At 63.4% G+C, this 17,175-nt stretch carries 15 protein-coding genes; 6 read left to right on the top strand and 9 right to left on the bottom strand.

All coding sequences use genetic code 11. From position 1 onward, the window contains the following. The first annotated feature begins 139 nt into the window (after nt 1-139). The 5 genes from dnaG (at nt 140) to BKY27_RS02325 (ending at nt 5,747) form a co-directional block, all read left to right on the top strand. Nucleotides 140-2,068 carry a DNA primase gene (gene dnaG, locus BKY27_RS02305; RefSeq protein WP_071672815.1) on the top strand — a complete coding sequence of 643 codons (1,929 nt, stop codon included), beginning with the start codon at nt 140-142 and terminating at the stop codon, nt 2,066-2,068. Nucleotides 2,069-2,152: 84 nt separating this feature from the next. Next, nucleotides 2,153-4,168: an RNA polymerase sigma factor RpoD gene (gene rpoD / locus BKY27_RS02310; protein WP_071672816.1), complete on the top strand. Its 2,016-nt coding sequence runs from the start codon at nt 2,153-2,155 to the stop codon at nt 4,166-4,168. A gap of 314 nt (nt 4,169-4,482) precedes the next feature. Next, entirely contained in the window at nt 4,483-4,749 is a 267-nt protein-coding gene (locus tag BKY27_RS02315; RefSeq protein ID WP_071672817.1) for an HlyU family transcriptional regulator, read from the top strand. A 21-nt stretch (nt 4,750-4,770) separates the two neighbouring features. After that, entirely contained in the window at nt 4,771-5,214 is a 444-nt protein-coding gene (locus BKY27_RS02320; protein ID WP_071672818.1) for a thiol-disulfide oxidoreductase DCC family protein, read from the top strand. Beyond that, the gene (locus tag BKY27_RS02325) at nt 5,214-5,747 is read left to right on the top strand and encodes a DUF4166 domain-containing protein (protein ID WP_071672819.1); all 534 of its coding nucleotides are present in this window, start codon (nt 5,214-5,216) and stop codon (nt 5,745-5,747) included. Before BKY27_RS02320 ends, BKY27_RS02325 begins: the two co-directional genes overlap by 1 nt. A gap of 79 nt (nt 5,748-5,826) precedes the next feature. On the opposite strand, the gene BKY27_RS02330 is transcribed toward BKY27_RS02325, so the two are convergent. The 7 genes from BKY27_RS02330 to BKY27_RS02360 all read right to left on the bottom strand — a co-directional run bounded on the left by BKY27_RS02330 (nt 5,827) and on the right by BKY27_RS02360 (nt 13,763). After that, nucleotides 5,827-6,321 carry a sarcosine oxidase subunit gamma gene (locus BKY27_RS02330; protein WP_233491763.1) on the bottom strand — a complete coding sequence of 165 codons (495 nt, stop codon included), beginning with the start codon at nt 6,319-6,321 and terminating at the stop codon, nt 5,827-5,829. Nucleotides 6,322-6,373: 52 nt separating this feature from the next. Beyond that, nucleotides 6,374-9,304 (bottom strand): sarcosine oxidase subunit alpha family protein, encoded by a 2,931-nt coding sequence (locus tag BKY27_RS02335; RefSeq protein ID WP_071672821.1) that lies wholly within the window; start codon nt 9,302-9,304, stop codon nt 6,374-6,376. Continuing rightward, the gene (locus BKY27_RS02340; protein WP_071672822.1) at nt 9,304-9,576 is read right to left on the bottom strand and encodes a sarcosine oxidase subunit delta; all 273 of its coding nucleotides are present in this window, start codon (nt 9,574-9,576) and stop codon (nt 9,304-9,306) included. Before BKY27_RS02340 ends, BKY27_RS02335 begins: the two co-directional genes overlap by 1 nt. A gap of 13 nt (nt 9,577-9,589) precedes the next feature. Continuing rightward, on the bottom strand, nt 9,590-10,840 hold the full coding sequence (locus BKY27_RS02345; RefSeq protein ID WP_071672823.1) for a sarcosine oxidase subunit beta family protein: 1,251 nt from the start codon (nt 10,838-10,840) through the stop codon (nt 9,590-9,592). A gap of 120 nt (nt 10,841-10,960) precedes the next feature. Continuing rightward, nucleotides 10,961-11,659 carry a TadE/TadG family type IV pilus assembly protein gene (locus tag BKY27_RS02350; protein WP_071672824.1) on the bottom strand — a complete coding sequence of 233 codons (699 nt, stop codon included), beginning with the start codon at nt 11,657-11,659 and terminating at the stop codon, nt 10,961-10,963. 10 nt (nt 11,660-11,669) lie between these two features. After that, complete coding sequence (locus BKY27_RS02355; RefSeq protein ID WP_071672825.1) at nt 11,670-12,203, bottom strand: TadE/TadG family type IV pilus assembly protein; 534 nt, start codon at nt 12,201-12,203, stop codon at nt 11,670-11,672. Nucleotides 12,204-12,212: 9 nt separating this feature from the next. Then, nucleotides 12,213-13,763, bottom strand: a complete 1,551-nt coding sequence (locus BKY27_RS02360) for a TadE/TadG family type IV pilus assembly protein (protein WP_071672826.1) — start codon at nt 13,761-13,763, stop codon at nt 12,213-12,215. 285 nt (nt 13,764-14,048) lie between these two features. Here BKY27_RS02360 and BKY27_RS02365 point away from each other — a divergent pair, with 285 nt between their 5' ends. Next, nucleotides 14,049-15,479 carry a Glu/Leu/Phe/Val family dehydrogenase gene (locus BKY27_RS02365; protein WP_071672827.1) on the top strand — a complete coding sequence of 477 codons (1,431 nt, stop codon included), beginning with the start codon at nt 14,049-14,051 and terminating at the stop codon, nt 15,477-15,479. A gap of 19 nt (nt 15,480-15,498) precedes the next feature. Here BKY27_RS02365 and BKY27_RS02370 read toward each other — a convergent pair whose 3' ends face one another. Continuing rightward, entirely contained in the window at nt 15,499-15,987 is a 489-nt protein-coding gene (locus tag BKY27_RS02370) for a hypothetical protein (protein WP_071672828.1), read from the bottom strand. A gap of 144 nt (nt 15,988-16,131) precedes the next feature. Beyond that, complete coding sequence (locus tag BKY27_RS02375; RefSeq protein ID WP_071672829.1) at nt 16,132-17,085, bottom strand: NAD(P)-dependent oxidoreductase; 954 nt, start codon at nt 17,083-17,085, stop codon at nt 16,132-16,134. Nucleotides 17,086-17,175: the final 90 nt, after the last annotated feature.

Consider the following 17,175-nt stretch of genomic DNA (forward strand, 5'->3'; position numbering starts at 1 on the left):
CCTCTGGCGAAAGCCCCCAACTCGGCATATTTGAGCCATCAATCAGGCGATTTCCCGGCGCTCATGCGACAAGAGCGTGACCTCTGCCCCATGCCACCAGCGCTGGACTCCGCCTCGCCCCCACAAGATACTTGCGCCCATGAGTCTCCCGCCCGGCTTCCTTGACGAACTGCGCACCCGCACCTCGCTTAGCCAGGTGGTCGGGCGCAAGGTCATGTGGGATCAGCGCAAATCCAATCAGGCCAAGGGCGACATGTGGGCGCCCTGCCCGTTCCATCAGGAAAAGACCGCCAGTTTTCACGTCGATGACCGCAAGGGGTTCTATTACTGCTTCGGATGCCACGAAAAAGGCGACGCCATCAGCTTCGTCCAATCGACCGAGAATGTGGGCTTCATGGAGGCGGTGGAAATCCTTGCGCAAGAGGCCGGGATGCCGATGCCCGCCCAAGACCCGCAGGCCCAGCAAAAGGCCGACCGGCGCAGCCAGATCGCCGACGTGACCGAGGCCGCCGTCGCGTGGTACCGGATGCAGTTGCGTGCGGGCGCAGGTGCGGCGGCGCGCGACTATATCAACCGGCGCGGACTGGATCAGGCGGCGCAGGACCGGTTTGAAATCGGCTATGCCCCAAATGCCCGCCAAGGCGCATTCCAGGCATTGAAGGGCAAGGGCTTCGACCCCGAGCTGATCATCGCCGCGGGCATCGCTACCAAGCCCGACGATGGCGGCACGCCCTATGACGCGTTCCGCGACCGCATCACCTTTCCGATCCGCGACCCGCGCGGGCGTTGCATCGGCTTCGGCGGGCGGGCGATGGACCCGAACGCGCGCGCCAAATACCTCAACTCCCGCGAGACCGAGCTGTTCGACAAGGGCCGCGCCCTCTACAACCACGGCCCCGCGCGGGAAGCGACCGGCAAGGGCCAGCGCCTGATCGTGGCCGAAGGCTACATGGACGTGATCGCGCTCGACCGGGCCGGGTTCACCGGTGCCGTCGCGCCGCTTGGCACCGCCATCACCGAGCACCAGTTGCAGATGCTGTGGCGCATCTCGGACGAACCAATCGTGGCGCTCGACGGCGACCGGGCCGGGCTGCAAGCAGCGATGCGCTTGATCGACCTTGCCCTGCCGTTGCTGGAAGCGGGCAAATCCTTGCGCTTTTGCCTGCTGCCACAGGGCACGGACCCCGACGATCTGATCAAGGCCAAGGGTGCCGACGCGATGGCCGAGTTGCTGGCGCGCGCCGAACCGATGGTCACCCTGCTCTGGCAACGCGAGACCGAGGGCAAGGTCTTCGACAGCCCCGAGCGGCGCGCCAGCCTCGACCGGTCCCTGCGCCAGGCGGTCAGCCGGATCAAGGACATGTCGCTGCGCAAACATTACGGTCAGGCGCTGAACGACCTGCGGTTCCAACTGTTCCGCGCCCCACGCCGCAGCGACTGGCAGCCGGGCCAGCGCGGCGGGCCACATCGCGGCCCTGCCGCGCCCATGGCCGCCACCCGCGCCACGCCGCTGGCCGCCGGGGCCATGTCCGATCTCGACATGCGGTCTGCCCTGATCCTTGCCACGCTGTGCCTGACGCCCGAGATGATCGACGAATTCGAAAACGCGCTCGACCGGCTGGAACCCACCGACCCCGATCAGGCGCGTCTGGCGGGCTTTCTGCTGGGCACAACCGAGCGTGACGCCAACCGCCTGCGCGATGCACTCGCCCAGGCTAATTTGCTGCCAACCCTTGAAAACCTGCTGTCGCTTGGCCACGTTCGCATTGCCCCTCCCGTGCGCTCGCCGGGCGACCGGACCAAGGCAGCCCAGTGTCTGGCTGAAGAATTTGCGAAATTGGCGGCGCGGCGCGGCATCGAGGATGAAATGGCCGAGGCGCTGGCAGATCTGGGCGACGGTGGCGACTCGCGGCTCAGTTGGCGTCTGAACAGCGCCCTTCACGCCCGCCAACAGGCCGACGCACCCAAGACGGGCGACGGAAATTCGAACCCAGAGGATGAGACCGCCCTGTCCAAACGCTTGGCCGACTTGATCGAAACCCGCGCATGGGAAAAGAAAACCCGCTGAGTCGGGTGTGCGAATCATCGATTCGCAATTAAAACATCATGAAACGTGAGGGGCGAATCACCTCGCCCGCGAAGGGGATACCGAATGGCAAAAGATACCGACGATCGTAAACCCGACGGTGACGAGCCCGAGACCAGCCTCGACATGAGCCAAGCCGCCGTCAAGAAGATGATCGCGGAGGCCAAGACCCGAGGCTACATCACCTACGATCAGCTCAACACGGTATTGCCACCCGATCAGGTCGGGTCGGAGCAGATCGAAGACGTGATGTCGATGCTGTCGGAAATGGGCATCAACGTGATCGAGGACGAAGAAGCCGAAGACGACGGCGACCAGCAAGGCGGCTCCACCGCTGTTGTGCAAACCTCGTCGCGCGACGTGGCCGTGTCCTCGGGCGATTCCGAGAAACTCGACCGCACCGATGACCCGGTGCGCATGTATCTGCGGGAAATGGGCAGCGTCGAACTGCTGTCCCGCGAGGGCGAAATCGCCATCGCCAAACGCATCGAGGCCGGCCGCAACACGATGATCGCCGGGCTGTGTGAAAGCCCCCTGACCTTTCAGGCCATCACCATCTGGCGCGACGAACTTCTGGATGAAGAAATCCTGTTGCGCGACGTGATCGACCTCGACGCCACCTTTGGCCGCGCGTTGGAAGAAGACGGTGAAGAGGCCCCGGTCGTGCCGGGCGTCACCCCGGTCGCCGCCGCTGGCGACACCACGGGCGACACCGCCCCGGCTGCCGAGAAAAAGGAAAAAGAGCAAGAGCTTGACGCCGACGGCAACCCGATCACCTCTGATGACGACGAGGACGAAGACGATCAGGCCAACATGAGCCTTGCCGCGATGGAGGCCGCGCTCAAGCCGCGCGTGCTGGAAACGCTCGACCGGATCGCCGACGATTACACCCGCCTGTCCGAAATGCAGGATCTGCGGATCTCGGCCACGCTGAACGAAGATTCCAGCTTCTCCTCTGACGAAGAGGCCGAATACCAGCAATTGCGCTCGGAAATCGTGCTTTTGGTGAACGAGCTGCACCTGCACAACAACCGGATCGAGGCGCTGATCGACCAGCTTTACGGCATCAACCGCCGTGTCATGTCCATCGACTCCGGCATGGTTAAACTGGCCGATCAGGCCCGCATCAACCGCCGCGAGTTCATCGAGGAATATCGCGGCTACGAGCTTGACCCGACGTGGCTCGACCGGATGTCGGACAAGCCGGGCCGGGGGTGGCAGGCGCTGCTCGAACGTTCGCGCGACAAGGTCGACCAACTGCGCGCCGACATGGCGCAAGTGGGCCAGTATGTCGGCCTCGACATCAGCGAATTCCGCCGCATCGTGCAGCAGGTCCAGAAGGGCGAGAAAGAGGCCCGGCAAGCCAAGAAGGAAATGGTCGAGGCCAACCTGCGCCTCGTGATCTCCATCGCCAAGAAATACACCAACCGCGGGTTGCAATTCCTCGACCTTATTCAAGAGGGCAACATCGGCCTGATGAAAGCGGTCGATAAATTCGAATACCGCCGCGGCTACAAGTTCTCGACCTACGCGACGTGGTGGATCCGTCAGGCGATCACCCGCTCCATCGCCGACCAGGCCCGGACCATCCGCATCCCGGTCCACATGATAGAGACAATCAACAAGCTGGTCCGCACCGGCCGCCAGATGCTGCACGAAATCGGCCGCGAACCGACGCCGGAAGAATTGGCCGAAAAGCTGCAAATGCCGCTGGAAAAGGTCCGCAAGGTGATGAAGATCGCCAAGGAACCGATTTCGCTGGAAACCCCGATCGGCGACGAGGAAGACAGCCAGCTTGGCGATTTCATCGAGGACAAGAACGCCGTCCTGCCGCTGGATTCAGCCATTCAGGAAAACCTGAAGGAAACCACGACGCGGGTGCTGGCATCCCTGACGCCGCGCGAGGAACGCGTCCTGCGGATGCGCTTCGGCATCGGCATGAACACCGACCACACGCTGGAAGAGGTCGGCCAGCAATTCAGCGTCACCCGCGAACGCATCCGCCAGATCGAGGCGAAAGCGTTGAGGAAGCTGAAGCATCCGAGCCGCAGCCGGAAGCTGCGGAGTTTCCTCGATCAGTGATTAGAAAGGCGCCCTGCGGGGCGCCTTTCCTTGATACATCCCTACCAGCAGAAAGCCGTAGGGTGGGCAGTCCTACCCCCAATCAACCGCCCTCGCCGACGCGCGCGGTGGCGATCCTGACTTCTGAACAGCGCCCTTGGTCCGCGCCGGGCACCGCCCCCCCTGTCATCCCCGCGAAAGCGGGGACCTCCCACCACCCTGCACATGGCCGGAGAGACCCTGCGACGACGGCGCGACAGTGCCCAACACGCCGCCCCATGGACAAGCCCACCCGGCTTTGCTTCACTCTGCCCGACACCGCAAGGAGCGCACCCATGTCCCTGTTCAAGAAACTCTTCGGCGGCGCGGCCGCCAAGCCCCCGGAACCGGTGGTCTACAAGGACTTCAGGATCTTCCCCGAGCCGGTGAAGGAAATCGACGGCTACCGCATCAGTGCCCGGATCGAGAAAGAGGTGGGCGGTGTGATCAAGACCCATGACCTGATCCGCGCCGACATGCTGCACACCGCCGAGCAGACGTCCGACGCCGCCGTTTTCAAGGCCAAGTCCCTGATCGACCAGATGGGCGACGACCTGTTCTGACCCGGCGCGAAAGGCCCCGCCATGCAGCTGCCCCCGCGCCTCTCTGACCAGATCGGTCCCGCCCCGGTGGTGGTGTTCGACGGGGAATGCGTACTGTGTTCCGGCTTTTTCCGGTTCCTTCTGCGGCATGATCACGACAGGCGGTTCCGCTTTGTCGTGGCCCAATCACCCCTCGGCGATCAGCTCTATCAGGCGCTTGGGCTCTCTATCGAAGACTACGAGACGAACCTGGTGATCATCGGCGGACGGGTCCATACCAAAGCCCGCGCCTTTGCGGCGGCCATGCGCACGCTTGGCTGGCCATGGCGAGGTCTGGCGATGACCGGCTGGCCACCTGCCTGGATGACTGGCCCGCTTTATACGCTCATTGCCCGCAACCGCTATCGCTGGTTCGGACGCCATGACAGCTGCATGATCCCCGACGCCGATCTGCGTGCCCGGTTCCTGCCCGGCGGGTGGGGCTAATGGACCCGGTCGCTTGCGTTGCTGCCACGACAGGGCTTGTCCTGCCCCCGGCCATCGAGGCCTTGCATACGGTCGATGGCGAGACCCGGTTTCAGGGCCGCTGCGCCGTGACCCGCGGGCCGTCGTGGCTCGCCCGCATGGCGCTGTGGCTTGGCGGGTTTCCGCAGGCCGCCCCCCATCTGCCGGTCACCTTGCTGATCCAGCCGGGGCCGGATGGCGGCTGCACCTGGCGGCGCGACTTCGGCGGCCATGTCACGCAATCCCGCCTGAGCGTCTCAGGCGATGGCCGCGAGGTCGTGGAACGCTTTGGCCCGATCCGCCTGCGGATGTCGCTGCGGATGGCGGACGGGCGGCTGCACTACGGCATCGACCAGATGCATGTTCTGGGTCTGCCCATGCCCCGCTGGCTGACCCCGCGAAGCGAGACCTGCGAGTACCAGACCGAGGCGGGCGATTTCGGCTTTGACGTGTCGGCATCGCTGCCATTTGCCGGGCTGCTGATCCGATATCACGGGCAGTTGCGCCGGGCCTGAGACCGCTGTTTCGTCTGCACGGGGGGTGTACAGGGGGTGTACGGGGGGTGCACGCAGGACACCCCCCTGTTTTTGGCCCTCAGGCCAGCGCCTTCCGGGCCGCGACGGCCTTCATCGCAACCTCGATTTCATGCACCGCCGTGCGCGCCATCGAGCGGAACACCATGATCTCGAACGCCTCGCCCGACACCCGCAAGAACAGCGCGGACATGTGCCCCAGCAGGCTGCGCGCAACGTGCCCGCGCTTGAACACTCCGGGGTTCAGGTCAAGCGGGGTCAGGCGTGCCAAAACATCCTCAACTCCTTGACCTTCCAGTCGAAAAACCGCCCAGGCATCGCTTTGATCGGTCAGGGCCGCGTGCTGGCGCATGGCGGCATCCACCGCCACGCCCAACACCATCGCCTGCCCCGCCCCCGACCAGACCGCCCGCGCGCCCTCGCGGCCAGAAGAGCGGTTGGGCTTCGGCAGCTCCATTCCCGCCAACGCCCTGAGCCGGTCCGAGGCCGCCACCGCCTGCCCATCGAAGGGCGCCACCGAGGTGATCGGCCCAACATCAAGCTCGACCAGCGTCAAGCCATTGACTTCAAAAGGTAAAATCCCTTCCGAGGGAGATTTTGCAATCAGCCTAACCACGCAATCTCTCCCCTTCCGGATCAATGAACACAGGCGAGCAGATTTCCACCCGCGTCTCGACCCCGCGCAAATGATCGACCAGTTTCACCACGTCGCCCACCCGGTTCGGGCCGTCCTGCAAAAAGCCAAGCCCGATGAAATGGCCCAAGGTGGGCGAAAACGCGACCGAGGTCACATAGCCCAGATCGTTCACCCGCGTCGGCGCGGCATCGGTCTCGAACAGATGTGCCCCGGCGGTCAGCTCCTTGACTGCGCCCACTGGCTTCAACCCGATAAGCTGTTGACGATGCTTGCCTTTCAGGCCTTCACGTTGCGCCGCAGGCTTCCCCACGCACATCTTCTTGGCCGAGACCATCCGGTCCATTCCAATATCAAAACACGTCACCCGCCCGTCGATTTCCGAATGGGTGATAAAGCCCTTTTCGATCCGCATGACATTGAGCGCCTCCATCCCGTAGGCCCCGCCGCCAAGCGTCTCGGCCTGTGTCACCAACTGGCGATACAGCGCATCGCCATACCGCGCGGGCACGGCGATCTCATAGGCATGTTCGCCCGAGAACGAGATGCGGAAAAGCCGACCCTGCACCCCCATGACCGACACGTCACCACACCCCATATAGGGGAAGCTCTCATTGTCGATCGGCGCATCCAGCAGCCCGTTCAGAAGCTCCCGCGATTTCGGCCCGACGACGCTGAATTGCGCCCATTGCTCGGTGACAGATATGAAGCGCACATTCAGGTCGGGGCGGTGACATTGTTGAACGAAATCAAGGTGTTTCATCACCTCTCCCGCCGCCGCCGTCGTGGTGGTCATGACGTAGTGGCTCTCGCCCAAACGCGCGGTGGTTCCGTCATCCATGACATGCCCATCCTCGCGCAGCATCAGGCCATAGCGCACCTTGCCCACCTTCAGGGTCGAGAACATGTTGGTATAGACGAAGTCGAGGAAAGCCGCCGCATCCGGTCCCTGGATGTCGATTTTTCCAAGCGTGGACACGTCGCAAACGCCAACCGCGTTGCGGGTCATGGTAACCTCGCGGTCACATGCCTGCCGCCACGTGGTTTCGCCGGGGCGCGGGAAGTAGCTGGGGCGATACCACAGCCCCGCCGGGACCATCGGCGCGCCCCGGTCCACGCTGGCATCGTGACTGGTGGTGAAGCGTTCGGGGGCAAAGCCCTGGCCCTGCGCGCCTGCCCCGATGGCAGCAATCGACACCGGCACATAGGGGGGGCGGTAGGTGGTCGTCCCGGTTTCCGGGATCGCGCGGCCCGTCGCATCGGCCAGAATGGCCAGGGCCCCGATATTGGAGTTCTTGCCCTGATCCGGCGCCATGCCTTGTGTCGTGTAGCGCTTCATGTGCTCGACCGAAGTGAACGCCTCTTGCGCGGCCAGCTTGATATCCTTGGAGGTCACGTCGTTGGCGAAGTCCAGCCAAGCGCGGCCCTTGCCCTTGACCAGCCAGAGCGGTTTCGAGCCTCCCACGGCGTCGCTTGCCTGTGGAATCTCCATCTCTGGCAGCTTTCCGCCAAGCGCCGTCAACGCCCGCTTCGCGGCCTCTACCCCCTCGGCCAGACAACCCGCCGTGGAATAGGTGCCTTGGCAGGCGCCCGCCGGGGTCAGCCCCGGCACGGCGTCGGGCGCTGGCACGAAGCCCGTGATCTCTTCGTTCCACACCGGTCGGCCATTCATGTGGCAGGTCATGTGCAGGGTCGGATTCCAGCCGCCGGACATACCCAGACAATCCGTGGCTATTTTTTGCTCGGCCCCGTTGTGGCGAATGGTGATCTCGCTCAGTGCCTTTCGCCCCTTGGTGCCGATCACCTCGCCCCCGGCATAAAGCGGATAATCCCCCAAAGCCTTGGCGTCGGGACGGCTGTCCACAACACCCGCGACGTCGATGCCGCAGGCCATCAGGTCGACCGCCGTGCGGTGCGCGTCGTCATTCGTGGCAAACAGCGTCACCTTGCGCCCCGCCACTACGCCGTAGCGGTGCAGGTAGCTGCGCACGGCGCTGGCCATCATGATGCCGGGGCGGTCGTTCATCGGAAAGGCCAGCGGCCGTTCCAGGGCCCCCGCCGCCAGCACCGCCTGCCGTGCATGGATGCGCCAAAAGCATTCCTTGGGCAGTTCGGCCGGCCCGTTCACATGCAGGCCGACCCGCTCCAATGCGCCATAGGTGCCCTGATCGTAAGCCCCCGTCACGGTGGTGCGGGACATCAGCCGCACACGGCCCGTTTCGCGCAGGGCTGCAAGAATCCCGCCGACCCAGTCCGCGCCGGGCTGGCCGTCGATCTCCTCGTCCTCGGACAGAAGCCGCCCGCCAAACTCGTTGGTTTCCTCGGCAAGGATCACATCCGCCCCGCCAAGCGCCGCCGTCAGCGCTGCCATCAGGCCGGTGGGGCCAGAGCCAATCACGAGGATATCGCAATGGGCAAAAGCCTTTTCATAGTGGTCGGGGTTGTGCCTGCCCGACAACGCGCCAAGCCCTGCCGCGCGGCGGATCACCGGCTCATAGAGCCTTTCCCAGAAGGCGCGCGGCCACATGAAGGTCTTGTAGTAGAACCCGGCACTCAGGAAATTCGGGAAGAGGTCATTGACCGACAGGAGGTCATAGGCCAGCGGCCCCATGCGGTTCTGGCTATGGGCCTCCAGCCCGGCATAGACCTCCTGCACCGTGGCGCGGACGTTCGGCACCTTGGCCGCGCCGCGCCCGACTTCCATCAGCGCATTGGGTTCTTCCGCCCCCGCCGTCAGAACCCCGCGCGGACGGTGATATTTGAACGACCGCCCCATCAGCCTGACCCCATTGGCCAGCAAGGCCGAGGCCAGCGTGTCGCCCTTGAAGCCCGTGTATCGCTGCCCGTCGAAACTGAATCGGATCTGCTCGGCGGCGTCGATCCGGCCCTTGCCTTCGATCCGCATCAGCCCCTCCCCCGCTTGGCGTCGCGGGCCAGGTCGACCCGCAGGATGTCATGGGTGGTGGTATCGCGTTCGACCAGCAGCCAACTGGTGCAGCCCGCCCCGTGATACCACAGGTCGCGGGTCACGCCCGCCGGGTTGTCGCGCAGGTGCAGATAGGTGTCCCACGCAGGGCTCCAGCCCTCATCCGCGGGGCGGTCGAGATAGGTCTCGTGGCCCATATAGGTGAATTCCCGTTGGTCCCGGTCCCCGCAAAGGGGGCATTTGATCCGCATGGTCTCTGTCCCCTCAGTGCAGGTTGTGCTGGCTGCCCTTGGCCTCTTCATCCATGACAAAGCCGGTGTTGAACCGGTCCAGCCGATGGCGCGTGGCGGCCTCGTGCGGGCGGTCGGTGGCAATCAGATGGGCATAGCAATGGCCCGAGGCGGGCGTTGCCTTGAACCCGCCATAGCACCAGCCCGCATTGACGTAGAGCCCGTCGATATGGGTCTTGTCGATGATGGGGGAGCCGTCGGACGACATATCCATGATGCCCCCCCAAGACCGTAGCATCTTGGCCTTGCCGATCATCGGCATCAGGGTCATGCCCGCTTCCAGCACATGTTCGGCGGCATGAAGGTTTCCGCGCGCGGCGTAGGAGGCGTAGAAGTCGATGTCGCCACCGAAGACCAGCCCGCCCTTGTCGGACTGGCTGATATAGAAATGCCCCATGCCATAGGTCACCACGGTGTCGATCACCGGCTTTAGCCCCTCGGTCACGAAGGCCTGCAACACGGTGCTTTCAATCGGCAGGCGCATCCCGGCCATCGCCGCCACTTGGCCGGACCGGCCTGCCGCGCACATGGCGACCTTCTTGGCGCGTATCGCGCCACGGCTGGTCTGCACACCGATGACCTTGCCGTTTTCCACATCGATTCCCGTCACTTCGCATTTCTGGATCAGGTCCACGCCCCGGCTGTCGGCGCCCCTTGCATAGCCCCACGCCACCGCGTCATGGCGGGCGGTGCCGCCGCGCGGGTGGTAAAGCCCACCAAAGACAGGGAAGCGGGTCTGGTCGTAATCCAGATAGGGAACCATCCGGCGACAGGCCTCTCGATCCATCAAGATCGCGTCGTCGCCCTGGTTCACCATCGCATTGCCGCGCCGGGCATAGGCGTCGCGTTGCCCATCGGAATGGAACAAGTTCAAGATGCCGCGCTGGCTGTGCATGACGTTGTAGTTCAGATCCTGTTCCAGCCCTTCCCAAAGCTTCAGGGAATGCGAGTAGAACTCGGAATTTCCGGGCAGGCCGTAATTGGCGCGCACGATGGTGGTGTTGCGGCCCACGTTGCCGCCGCCCAGATAGCCCTTTTCCAGAACGGCGATATTGGTCAGCCCGTGTTCCTTGGCCAGGTAATAGGCCGTAGCCAGCCCGTGCCCCCCGCCGCCGATGATGACGACATCATACTCGGCCTTTGGCGCGGGATCCCGCCACGCCGGTTTCCAGCCACGGTTTCCGGTCAAGCCTTGCTTGAGAACCTGCCACCCCGAATAGCGCATAACGTCTCCTTGCCGGGGGCAACGAGCCCCGTCAGGGCGCAGTCTAGACAGGCAACTCACAGAAGGAAATGTAGGGCCACGACATTGGGCAGTCTCTTTTCGACGGAATGGCGCGGGCTGTCACCAGTGCCGACCGCGCCCCCCCGAGACGTTGTGCCCCCAATAATCCCAGTTGTCCCAATCGGGATTGTCGTTCGTCACTTCGTCATCTGGCGGGCCGTCGATGTAGTAGAACCCGTCCTGCCCCGAAGGCGAGGCGTTGTTGTTGTAGACGAACGAATTCGGCAGGTCCGCAACAAAGGCGACCTGTCCCGCGAAGCGGGGGCGCGTGACGGTGAAATTGGTGAACTCCTGCGCGCTCAGGCCGACACTGAACGCCGGGTTATAGGGCAGGAAGGTTTCGATCATCAGCAACCGGTCGCCGAAAGACATGATCGGGATGCGGTCGATGAAGTCAGGAAAATCGCTCGCGCGGATATAGGTCAACCCGTCTGTGCCATGCGACCAGTCGATCCGATAGCCGCCATCCTGCCGGGTGATCTGCGTCACCCGCAGGGACGACCCGGCGGTGTTGCGGGTCAGGAACTGAAACACATCCGCCAGCCCCTCGATATCGGTGCTGGCGATTTCAGTGGTGCGGCGCGACAGGACGTCTGCCACGGCATAGGTCGCCTTGACCGAGGTGCTGTAGGTGCGGAACGCGTCGAAGAAGACGAAGCTGGCCACGAAAACCCACGCCAGGATCGGGGTGATGATCACCGCCTCGATCGCGACCGATGCCCCGTCTTCCTGCCAGAACCGTTTGATCAATTTTCGCATCTTATGCCCCTCACGTCGGTTCGTTGACGAAGACGGTGGCGGCCATCAGGTGAATATCCCCCGCGTCGTCGCGCGTCAGGTTCAGGCCAAGTCCCGAGATCGGCAGGATGCGGTCAACCAGGGCACAGGCCCGGATCAGCATCAGCTCGTTGTCGGCCCCCGGATTGAAGGTATTGGCCGGGTGCACCTCGTCATTGGCCTGATCGGCGCAGAGCGCATCATAGGACGGAAGGGCGTATGTATCCTGATTGATCACTTGCAGATCGAGACGCAGCATTTCGGTGCAATTGGGAATGAGGCTGGTGTTGCTGCAAATGTTCTCGGCGATCTGATCATGGGTCACCGTGATCCCGGAGGTCAGGCGCAGGTAGCGCACCGCGTTGTCGAGCGACCGCTCCAGCATCACCTGCCGGGTCAACAGCATCGCGGTTTCGAACGCTGCCACGAACAGGAAGATGACAATCGGGAAGACAATCACGAATTCCACCGTCGCGTTGGCGGCGTCGCCCTTCAGAAAGGATCGGATACGGTTTTTTCCCCACATGGCGCGTCCCTACTGGATCAGCCGAAGCTGGTTGATCGAGGCGGCGATCGAGGCAAATGCCTCGCCGATCTCGATCCCCTCGGCATCGTAATAATGGGCTGGCGTGGTGGCGCATTGCTGCATCACGTCTTCGCCATGGGTCGGGGCCTCGAAGGCGACGGTAAACACGATGATCCCGGCGGCGTTGGCCTGATCGCAGATGCTCAGCAGGTTGGCATCCGCCGCGCTGGAACCGGCGTAAAGCTCGACCGCGTCATAGCGCAGGTCGTAGTAGTAGTTCCAATCCCCGGCCTCGTAGAAGAATTCCCCTGCAAGGGTGCGCGCCGTGTAGGTCGCCCAGAGTTCCGGCCACGGGATGGCTTCGGCATTGTTCCCGCCTTCGGGATAGTTCTGATAGCTGCGGTTGCTGTGCCAATAGTAGAGATCGTAGTTCGGCAGGTAGACCGAGATATGGTCGTTCGACGGGTCACGGAACACAGTTGACGGCCCGCGCTTGTATTCCTGCGCGATGTCATACTGGCTGGTGTTCTGGCCGTCCGTCATCAGGATGACGATCTTCAGCACCTCATCCTCGTCGTAGGAAAAGGGACGGCCCTGAAAATCGGTATCGACCGAACCGGCGGCAATCAGATTGGACACAGCAGGCTGCGCGGCCGGGTCCAGCAGGCCGACGCCCCATTTCATGCCAAGGTCAATCGCGGTGTTGCCATTGGCGTTCAGGCTATTGACCAAGCTGTGCAGCGCATCGGCGTCATTGGACCAAGGCAGGATCGCCGCATAGTCGCTGGTCGGGCAGTGCGGGCTGCGGAAATAGCGATAGCTGTTGCGGTTGTTGTAGTCGAAATGCGCAATCCGTTCGATCGCGACACTCGGATCAATCGCGGTCTGAGAATAGTCCAGCGCGTCGAACCGCGTGCAGTTCGACGCGGAATGTTCGTCGGACAGCGTAAAGACGCTGGCCAGCGTGCTGCCCGCGTTGACCTGACTGTTGTAGGGAATGATCGAGATGGAGACCTGCTGTTCGTCCTGATTGGCCTCGAGCACCGTGTCGATGAATTCGTTGGCCGCGTCCTGCATGTTGTCGATCTTGTGGTTCGAGCCCATGGAGCCGGAGATATCCAGCACCATCGAAATCTCGATATCCATGATCCGTTCCTCTGCCGTGCCACGCGCCGGCGAGGTCAGGGCGTAGACCCCGAACATGTTCATGAAATCGGCGCGCAGGTCCATCTCGGCATAAGCCGACACCCGGCGATAGTTCAGCCCCTCGTCCACGTTGACGTTCAGGCGATAATTCTCCAGCCCCGAGGTGGCGAAATAGTCGATCACCACCGTTTCGGGGTCTTCGGTCTGGTTCAGGGCAGCGGCGGCCAGCACGGCGCGGTCGAGCGTATACTGCAACTGGGTGCGCTGTGTCTCGTAGCGCATCACGTCGATGGCAATGCCCCCGGCGGCCAGCATCAAGATGAACATCATCAGGGCGAAAATCGTCACCGTCCCGGTCTCGTCCCGCCAGAAGGTGGCACGGGCGGCGTGATCTGAGTCTGTCGCTCTGAACATCTTTTCAGCCCCTCGAAGTTGAGTGAGTCGCCGGTCGGCACGGTCCGACCCAGCCGTTGTTTCGTTTACAAGGACGGCAGAAATTAGGCGAAAACGGGCTGGAAACAGGGTGTTTCCCCTTCCATGCAGGCAGTGCCCGGCGGATTGCCGGGTTTGAAAAGTCTTTTTGGCGGTTTCGGGCAACCCTTTCTTGAACCTGTGATCCACCTGTGGTCCGCTCAAAAAATGGGCAGTTTGTTGACGTGAAAACGATTGCCCGCAGGAACGCGCAAGGAGGTAATCGCGATGTCCGCCACGGGTGAACCGAGTTTCCGTCAGTCAGTCGATTTGATGTTCAACCGCGCAGCGTCCTTGATGGATCTTCCACCCGGGCTGGAGGAAAAGATCCGCGTCTGCAACGCGACCTACACCGTTCGCTTCGGGGTGCGGCTACGCGGAGAAATCCGGACGTTCACCGGCTATCGCTCGGTCCATTCGGAACATTTCGAACCGGCCAAGGGCGGCATCCGCTACGCCCCCAACGTGCATCAGGACGAGGTCGAGGCGCTGGCCGCGCTGATGACCTATAAATGCGCCTTGGTGGAAGCGCCCTTCGGCGGATCGAAAGGCGGTTTGTGTATCGACCCCCGCCACTACGACGATTTCGAGCTGGAACAGATCACGCGCCGCTTCGCCTATGAGCTGATCAAGCGTGACATGATCAACCCGGCCCAGAACGTGCCCGCCCCCGACATGGGCACCGGGGAAAAGGAAATGGCCATCATCGCGGACCAGTATGCCCGGATGAACACCACCGACATCAACGGCAAGGCCTGCGTCACCGGCAAACCGCCCCATGCAGGCGGCATCCGGGGCCGGGTCGAGGCGACGGGGCGCGGTGTGGAATACGCCCTGCAAGAGTTCTTTCGCCATCCCGACGATGTGAAAACCGCGGGCCTTTCCGGCACCTTGGACGGTAAGCGGGTGATCGTGCAGGGGCTCGGCAACGTGGGCTATCATGCGGCCAAGTTCCTCTCGATCGAGGATGGCTGCATCGTGACCCATGTGATCGAGCGTGACGGGTTCATCATGAACCCCAAGGGCCTGAACATCGACGCCGTGCGCGACTGGATCACGGAACACGGCGGCGTCAAGGGATACCCCGAGGGCGAGTATCACGAAGAGGGGCTGAAGGGGCTGGAAGAGGAGTGCGACATCCTCATCCCCGCCGCGATCGAGGGTGTGATCAACATGCACAACGCGCATGAGATCAAGGCCCCCCTGATCATCGAGGCCGCCAATGGCCCCCTCACCGCCGGAGCGGATGAAATCCTCCGCCACAAAGGCGTGGTGATCATCCCAGACCTTTATGCCAACGCAGGCGGTGTGACGGTGTCCTATTTCGAATGGGTGAAGAACCTGAGCCACATCCGCTTTGGCCGGATGCAGCGACGTCAGGAAGAGGCCCGGCACCACCTGATCGTGAACGAGTTGGAGCGGCTCTCGGCCGATAGCGGCGTCGGCTGGCAGCTCAGCCCCGACTTCAAGGAAAAGTACCTGCGTGGCGCGGATGAGCTGGAGTTGGTTCGCTCGGGCCTCGATGACACGATGCGCGCGGCCTACCAGTCGATGCGCGAGGTCTGGCACACCCGCAACGACGTAAGCGATCTGCGCACGGCGGGCTTCATGGTCGCCGTCGGGCGGGTCGCGGCCAGCTATCGGGCAAAGGGCCTGTAATCAATCGACGCGGGGGGCGTTACAGCTCCCCGCGTTGTTGCGCGATCAGGATCGACATGAGGTCGGCCACGGCCTTGGATTGCGTGCCCGAGGTCGCCCCACCCACCATAACCATCCGTCCACGCCGCCACCACAGCCCCGGCGCATAGGCCGACGGCGCCTTGTCCTTCAGGGACAGGCGAAACCCGGCGGCGGGTTTGAAGGCGAAGAAACCCCGGTCGACCTTGGCCACGTTGTCAAGCCGGGCCAGAACGCGACCTTCTTGTTCCCGCAACTCTTCGCGGGTCAGTTCCAGCACCCTTCCGGACACACGCCACAAGGTGACGGCCAGCCAGAGACTGCCAAGACCCACGAGGATCAGGAACAGGGAAAAGCCGATATCGCTCGGCGGATGGGTAGCCGCGATCAGGACCAGCAAGGCCCCAAGCGCCCCAAGCGAGCCAGCCGCGATCACCCGGCGTGGCAGGTTGGGGGTGATCCGTTCCAGAACCTCGGTGTTGTCGGTCATCGGGCCTCTCGTGCGGTTTTCCGGCTTAGAGCACGGTGCGGGCTGAAAGGCCAGCGCCGACGCACGAGGCGTGTCGTCGCCTGACGTCGGGGGCAGGCCGGGGCCTGCCCGCCCCCCTATTGCGCAGGACAAAAAAACGCGGCGTCAGGCGTTGCGCTGCACCTCGTAGCCCGGTTCCTCGGGCTCGTCATCGGTCATTTCCGCAGGGAATCCGGGATATCGGATGTCGAGTCCCGTCGCCTCTTCCAGCCGCTTGATGATATTGGGCGACAGCTCCCGGTCGCCGAAACGCGCGATCCCGTCCTTGAATATCTCGATCATCAGCGGGTTCATTTCCAGCGGCACCTTGGCCCGGTCCGCGACCTCCTGGAACAGGCCGATATCCTTGAGCACGAGATCCATGGTAAAGGAAATATCGCGCGAGCCGTTCAGGATCACCTGGCTTTCGGTTTCATGGACGAAACTGGTGCCCGAGGAAATCCGGATCGCCTCGTAGGCGGTGCCGAGGTCCATCCCCGCCCCGGCGGCCACGGTCAGCGCCTCGCAGCAGGAGATCAGGTTGGCGGTGGCGAGGTAGTTGGTGATAACCTTGAGGACCGAGGCCGTGCCGATCGGCCCGGTATGCAGAACCCGGCGGCCCATCTTGGTCAAAAGCGGCAGGATTCGATCGAAGGTCTCGCGGTCACAGCCCGCAAAGATGGAGATGTTGCCGGTATCCGCCCGGTGACAGCCGCCCGAGACAGGGCAATCCACCGCCGCACCACCCGCGGCGATGACCTTGGCACCGAGGCGTTTGACCTCGGCTTCGTCGGTGGTGCTCATTTCCAGCCAGATCTTGCCGGGCCCCATCGCCTCCAACAGCCCGTCTGGCCCTTCGACCACCATCGCCGAAATGTCAGGGCGCGGCAGGCAGGTGATCACCGCTTCACACGCGCGCAGCATCTGGGCCGGGCTGTCGCCAGCGGTGGCGCCGCGCGCCACGAAATCGGCCACGCGCCCCTCGTCAAGGTCGCGCACCATGACCTCCACCCCGTTGCGCAAGAGCGATCCCGCCAGCTTGCCACCCACATTTCCCAGTCCGATAAACCCGACCTTCATGGTCACTCTCCCTTGTCTCGTTTCCGGCCAGCCTCGGGGCTGGTCATGCCCCTGTCTTTCCCGAAAGCGACGCCTGCAATGGCGCACATA

The sequence above is a fragment of the Nioella nitratireducens genome (assembly GCF_001879715.1).
Classification (GTDB): Bacteria; Pseudomonadota; Alphaproteobacteria; order Rhodobacterales; family Rhodobacteraceae; genus Nioella; species Nioella nitratireducens.

Bases quoted from the DNA above. Each gene is read 5' to 3' on its own strand.
- rpoD (WP_071672816.1), top strand. From the start codon at position 2,153: ATGGCAAAAGATACCGACGATCGTAAACCCGACGGTGACGAGCCCGAG.
- BKY27_RS02360 (WP_071672826.1), bottom strand. From the start codon at position 13,763: ATGTTCAGAGCGACAGACTCAGATCACGCCGCCCGTGCCACCTTCTGG.
- dnaG (WP_071672815.1), top strand. From the start codon at position 140: ATGAGTCTCCCGCCCGGCTTCCTTGACGAACTGCGCACCCGCACCTCG.
- BKY27_RS02335 (WP_071672821.1), bottom strand. From the start codon at position 9,304: ATGCGGATCGAAGGCAAGGGCCGGATCGACGCCGCCGAGCAGATCCGA.
- BKY27_RS02350 (WP_071672824.1), bottom strand. From the start codon at position 11,659: ATGCGAAAATTGATCAAACGGTTCTGGCAGGAAGACGGGGCATCGGTC.
- BKY27_RS02325 (WP_071672819.1), top strand. From the start codon at position 5,214: ATGGACCCGGTCGCTTGCGTTGCTGCCACGACAGGGCTTGTCCTGCCC.
- BKY27_RS02355 (WP_071672825.1), bottom strand. From the start codon at position 12,203: ATGTGGGGAAAAAACCGTATCCGATCCTTTCTGAAGGGCGACGCCGCC.
- BKY27_RS02365 (WP_071672827.1), top strand. From the start codon at position 14,049: ATGTCCGCCACGGGTGAACCGAGTTTCCGTCAGTCAGTCGATTTGATG.
- BKY27_RS02320 (WP_071672818.1), top strand. From the start codon at position 4,771: ATGCAGCTGCCCCCGCGCCTCTCTGACCAGATCGGTCCCGCCCCGGTG.
- BKY27_RS02345 (WP_071672823.1), bottom strand. From the start codon at position 10,840: ATGCGCTATTCGGGGTGGCAGGTTCTCAAGCAAGGCTTGACCGGAAAC.
- BKY27_RS02340 (WP_071672822.1), bottom strand. From the start codon at position 9,576: ATGCGGATCAAATGCCCCCTTTGCGGGGACCGGGACCAACGGGAATTC.
- BKY27_RS02315 (WP_071672817.1), top strand. From the start codon at position 4,483: ATGTCCCTGTTCAAGAAACTCTTCGGCGGCGCGGCCGCCAAGCCCCCG.
- BKY27_RS02370 (WP_071672828.1), bottom strand. From the start codon at position 15,987: ATGACCGACAACACCGAGGTTCTGGAACGGATCACCCCCAACCTGCCA.
- BKY27_RS02375 (WP_071672829.1), bottom strand. From the start codon at position 17,085: ATGAAGGTCGGGTTTATCGGACTGGGAAATGTGGGTGGCAAGCTGGCG.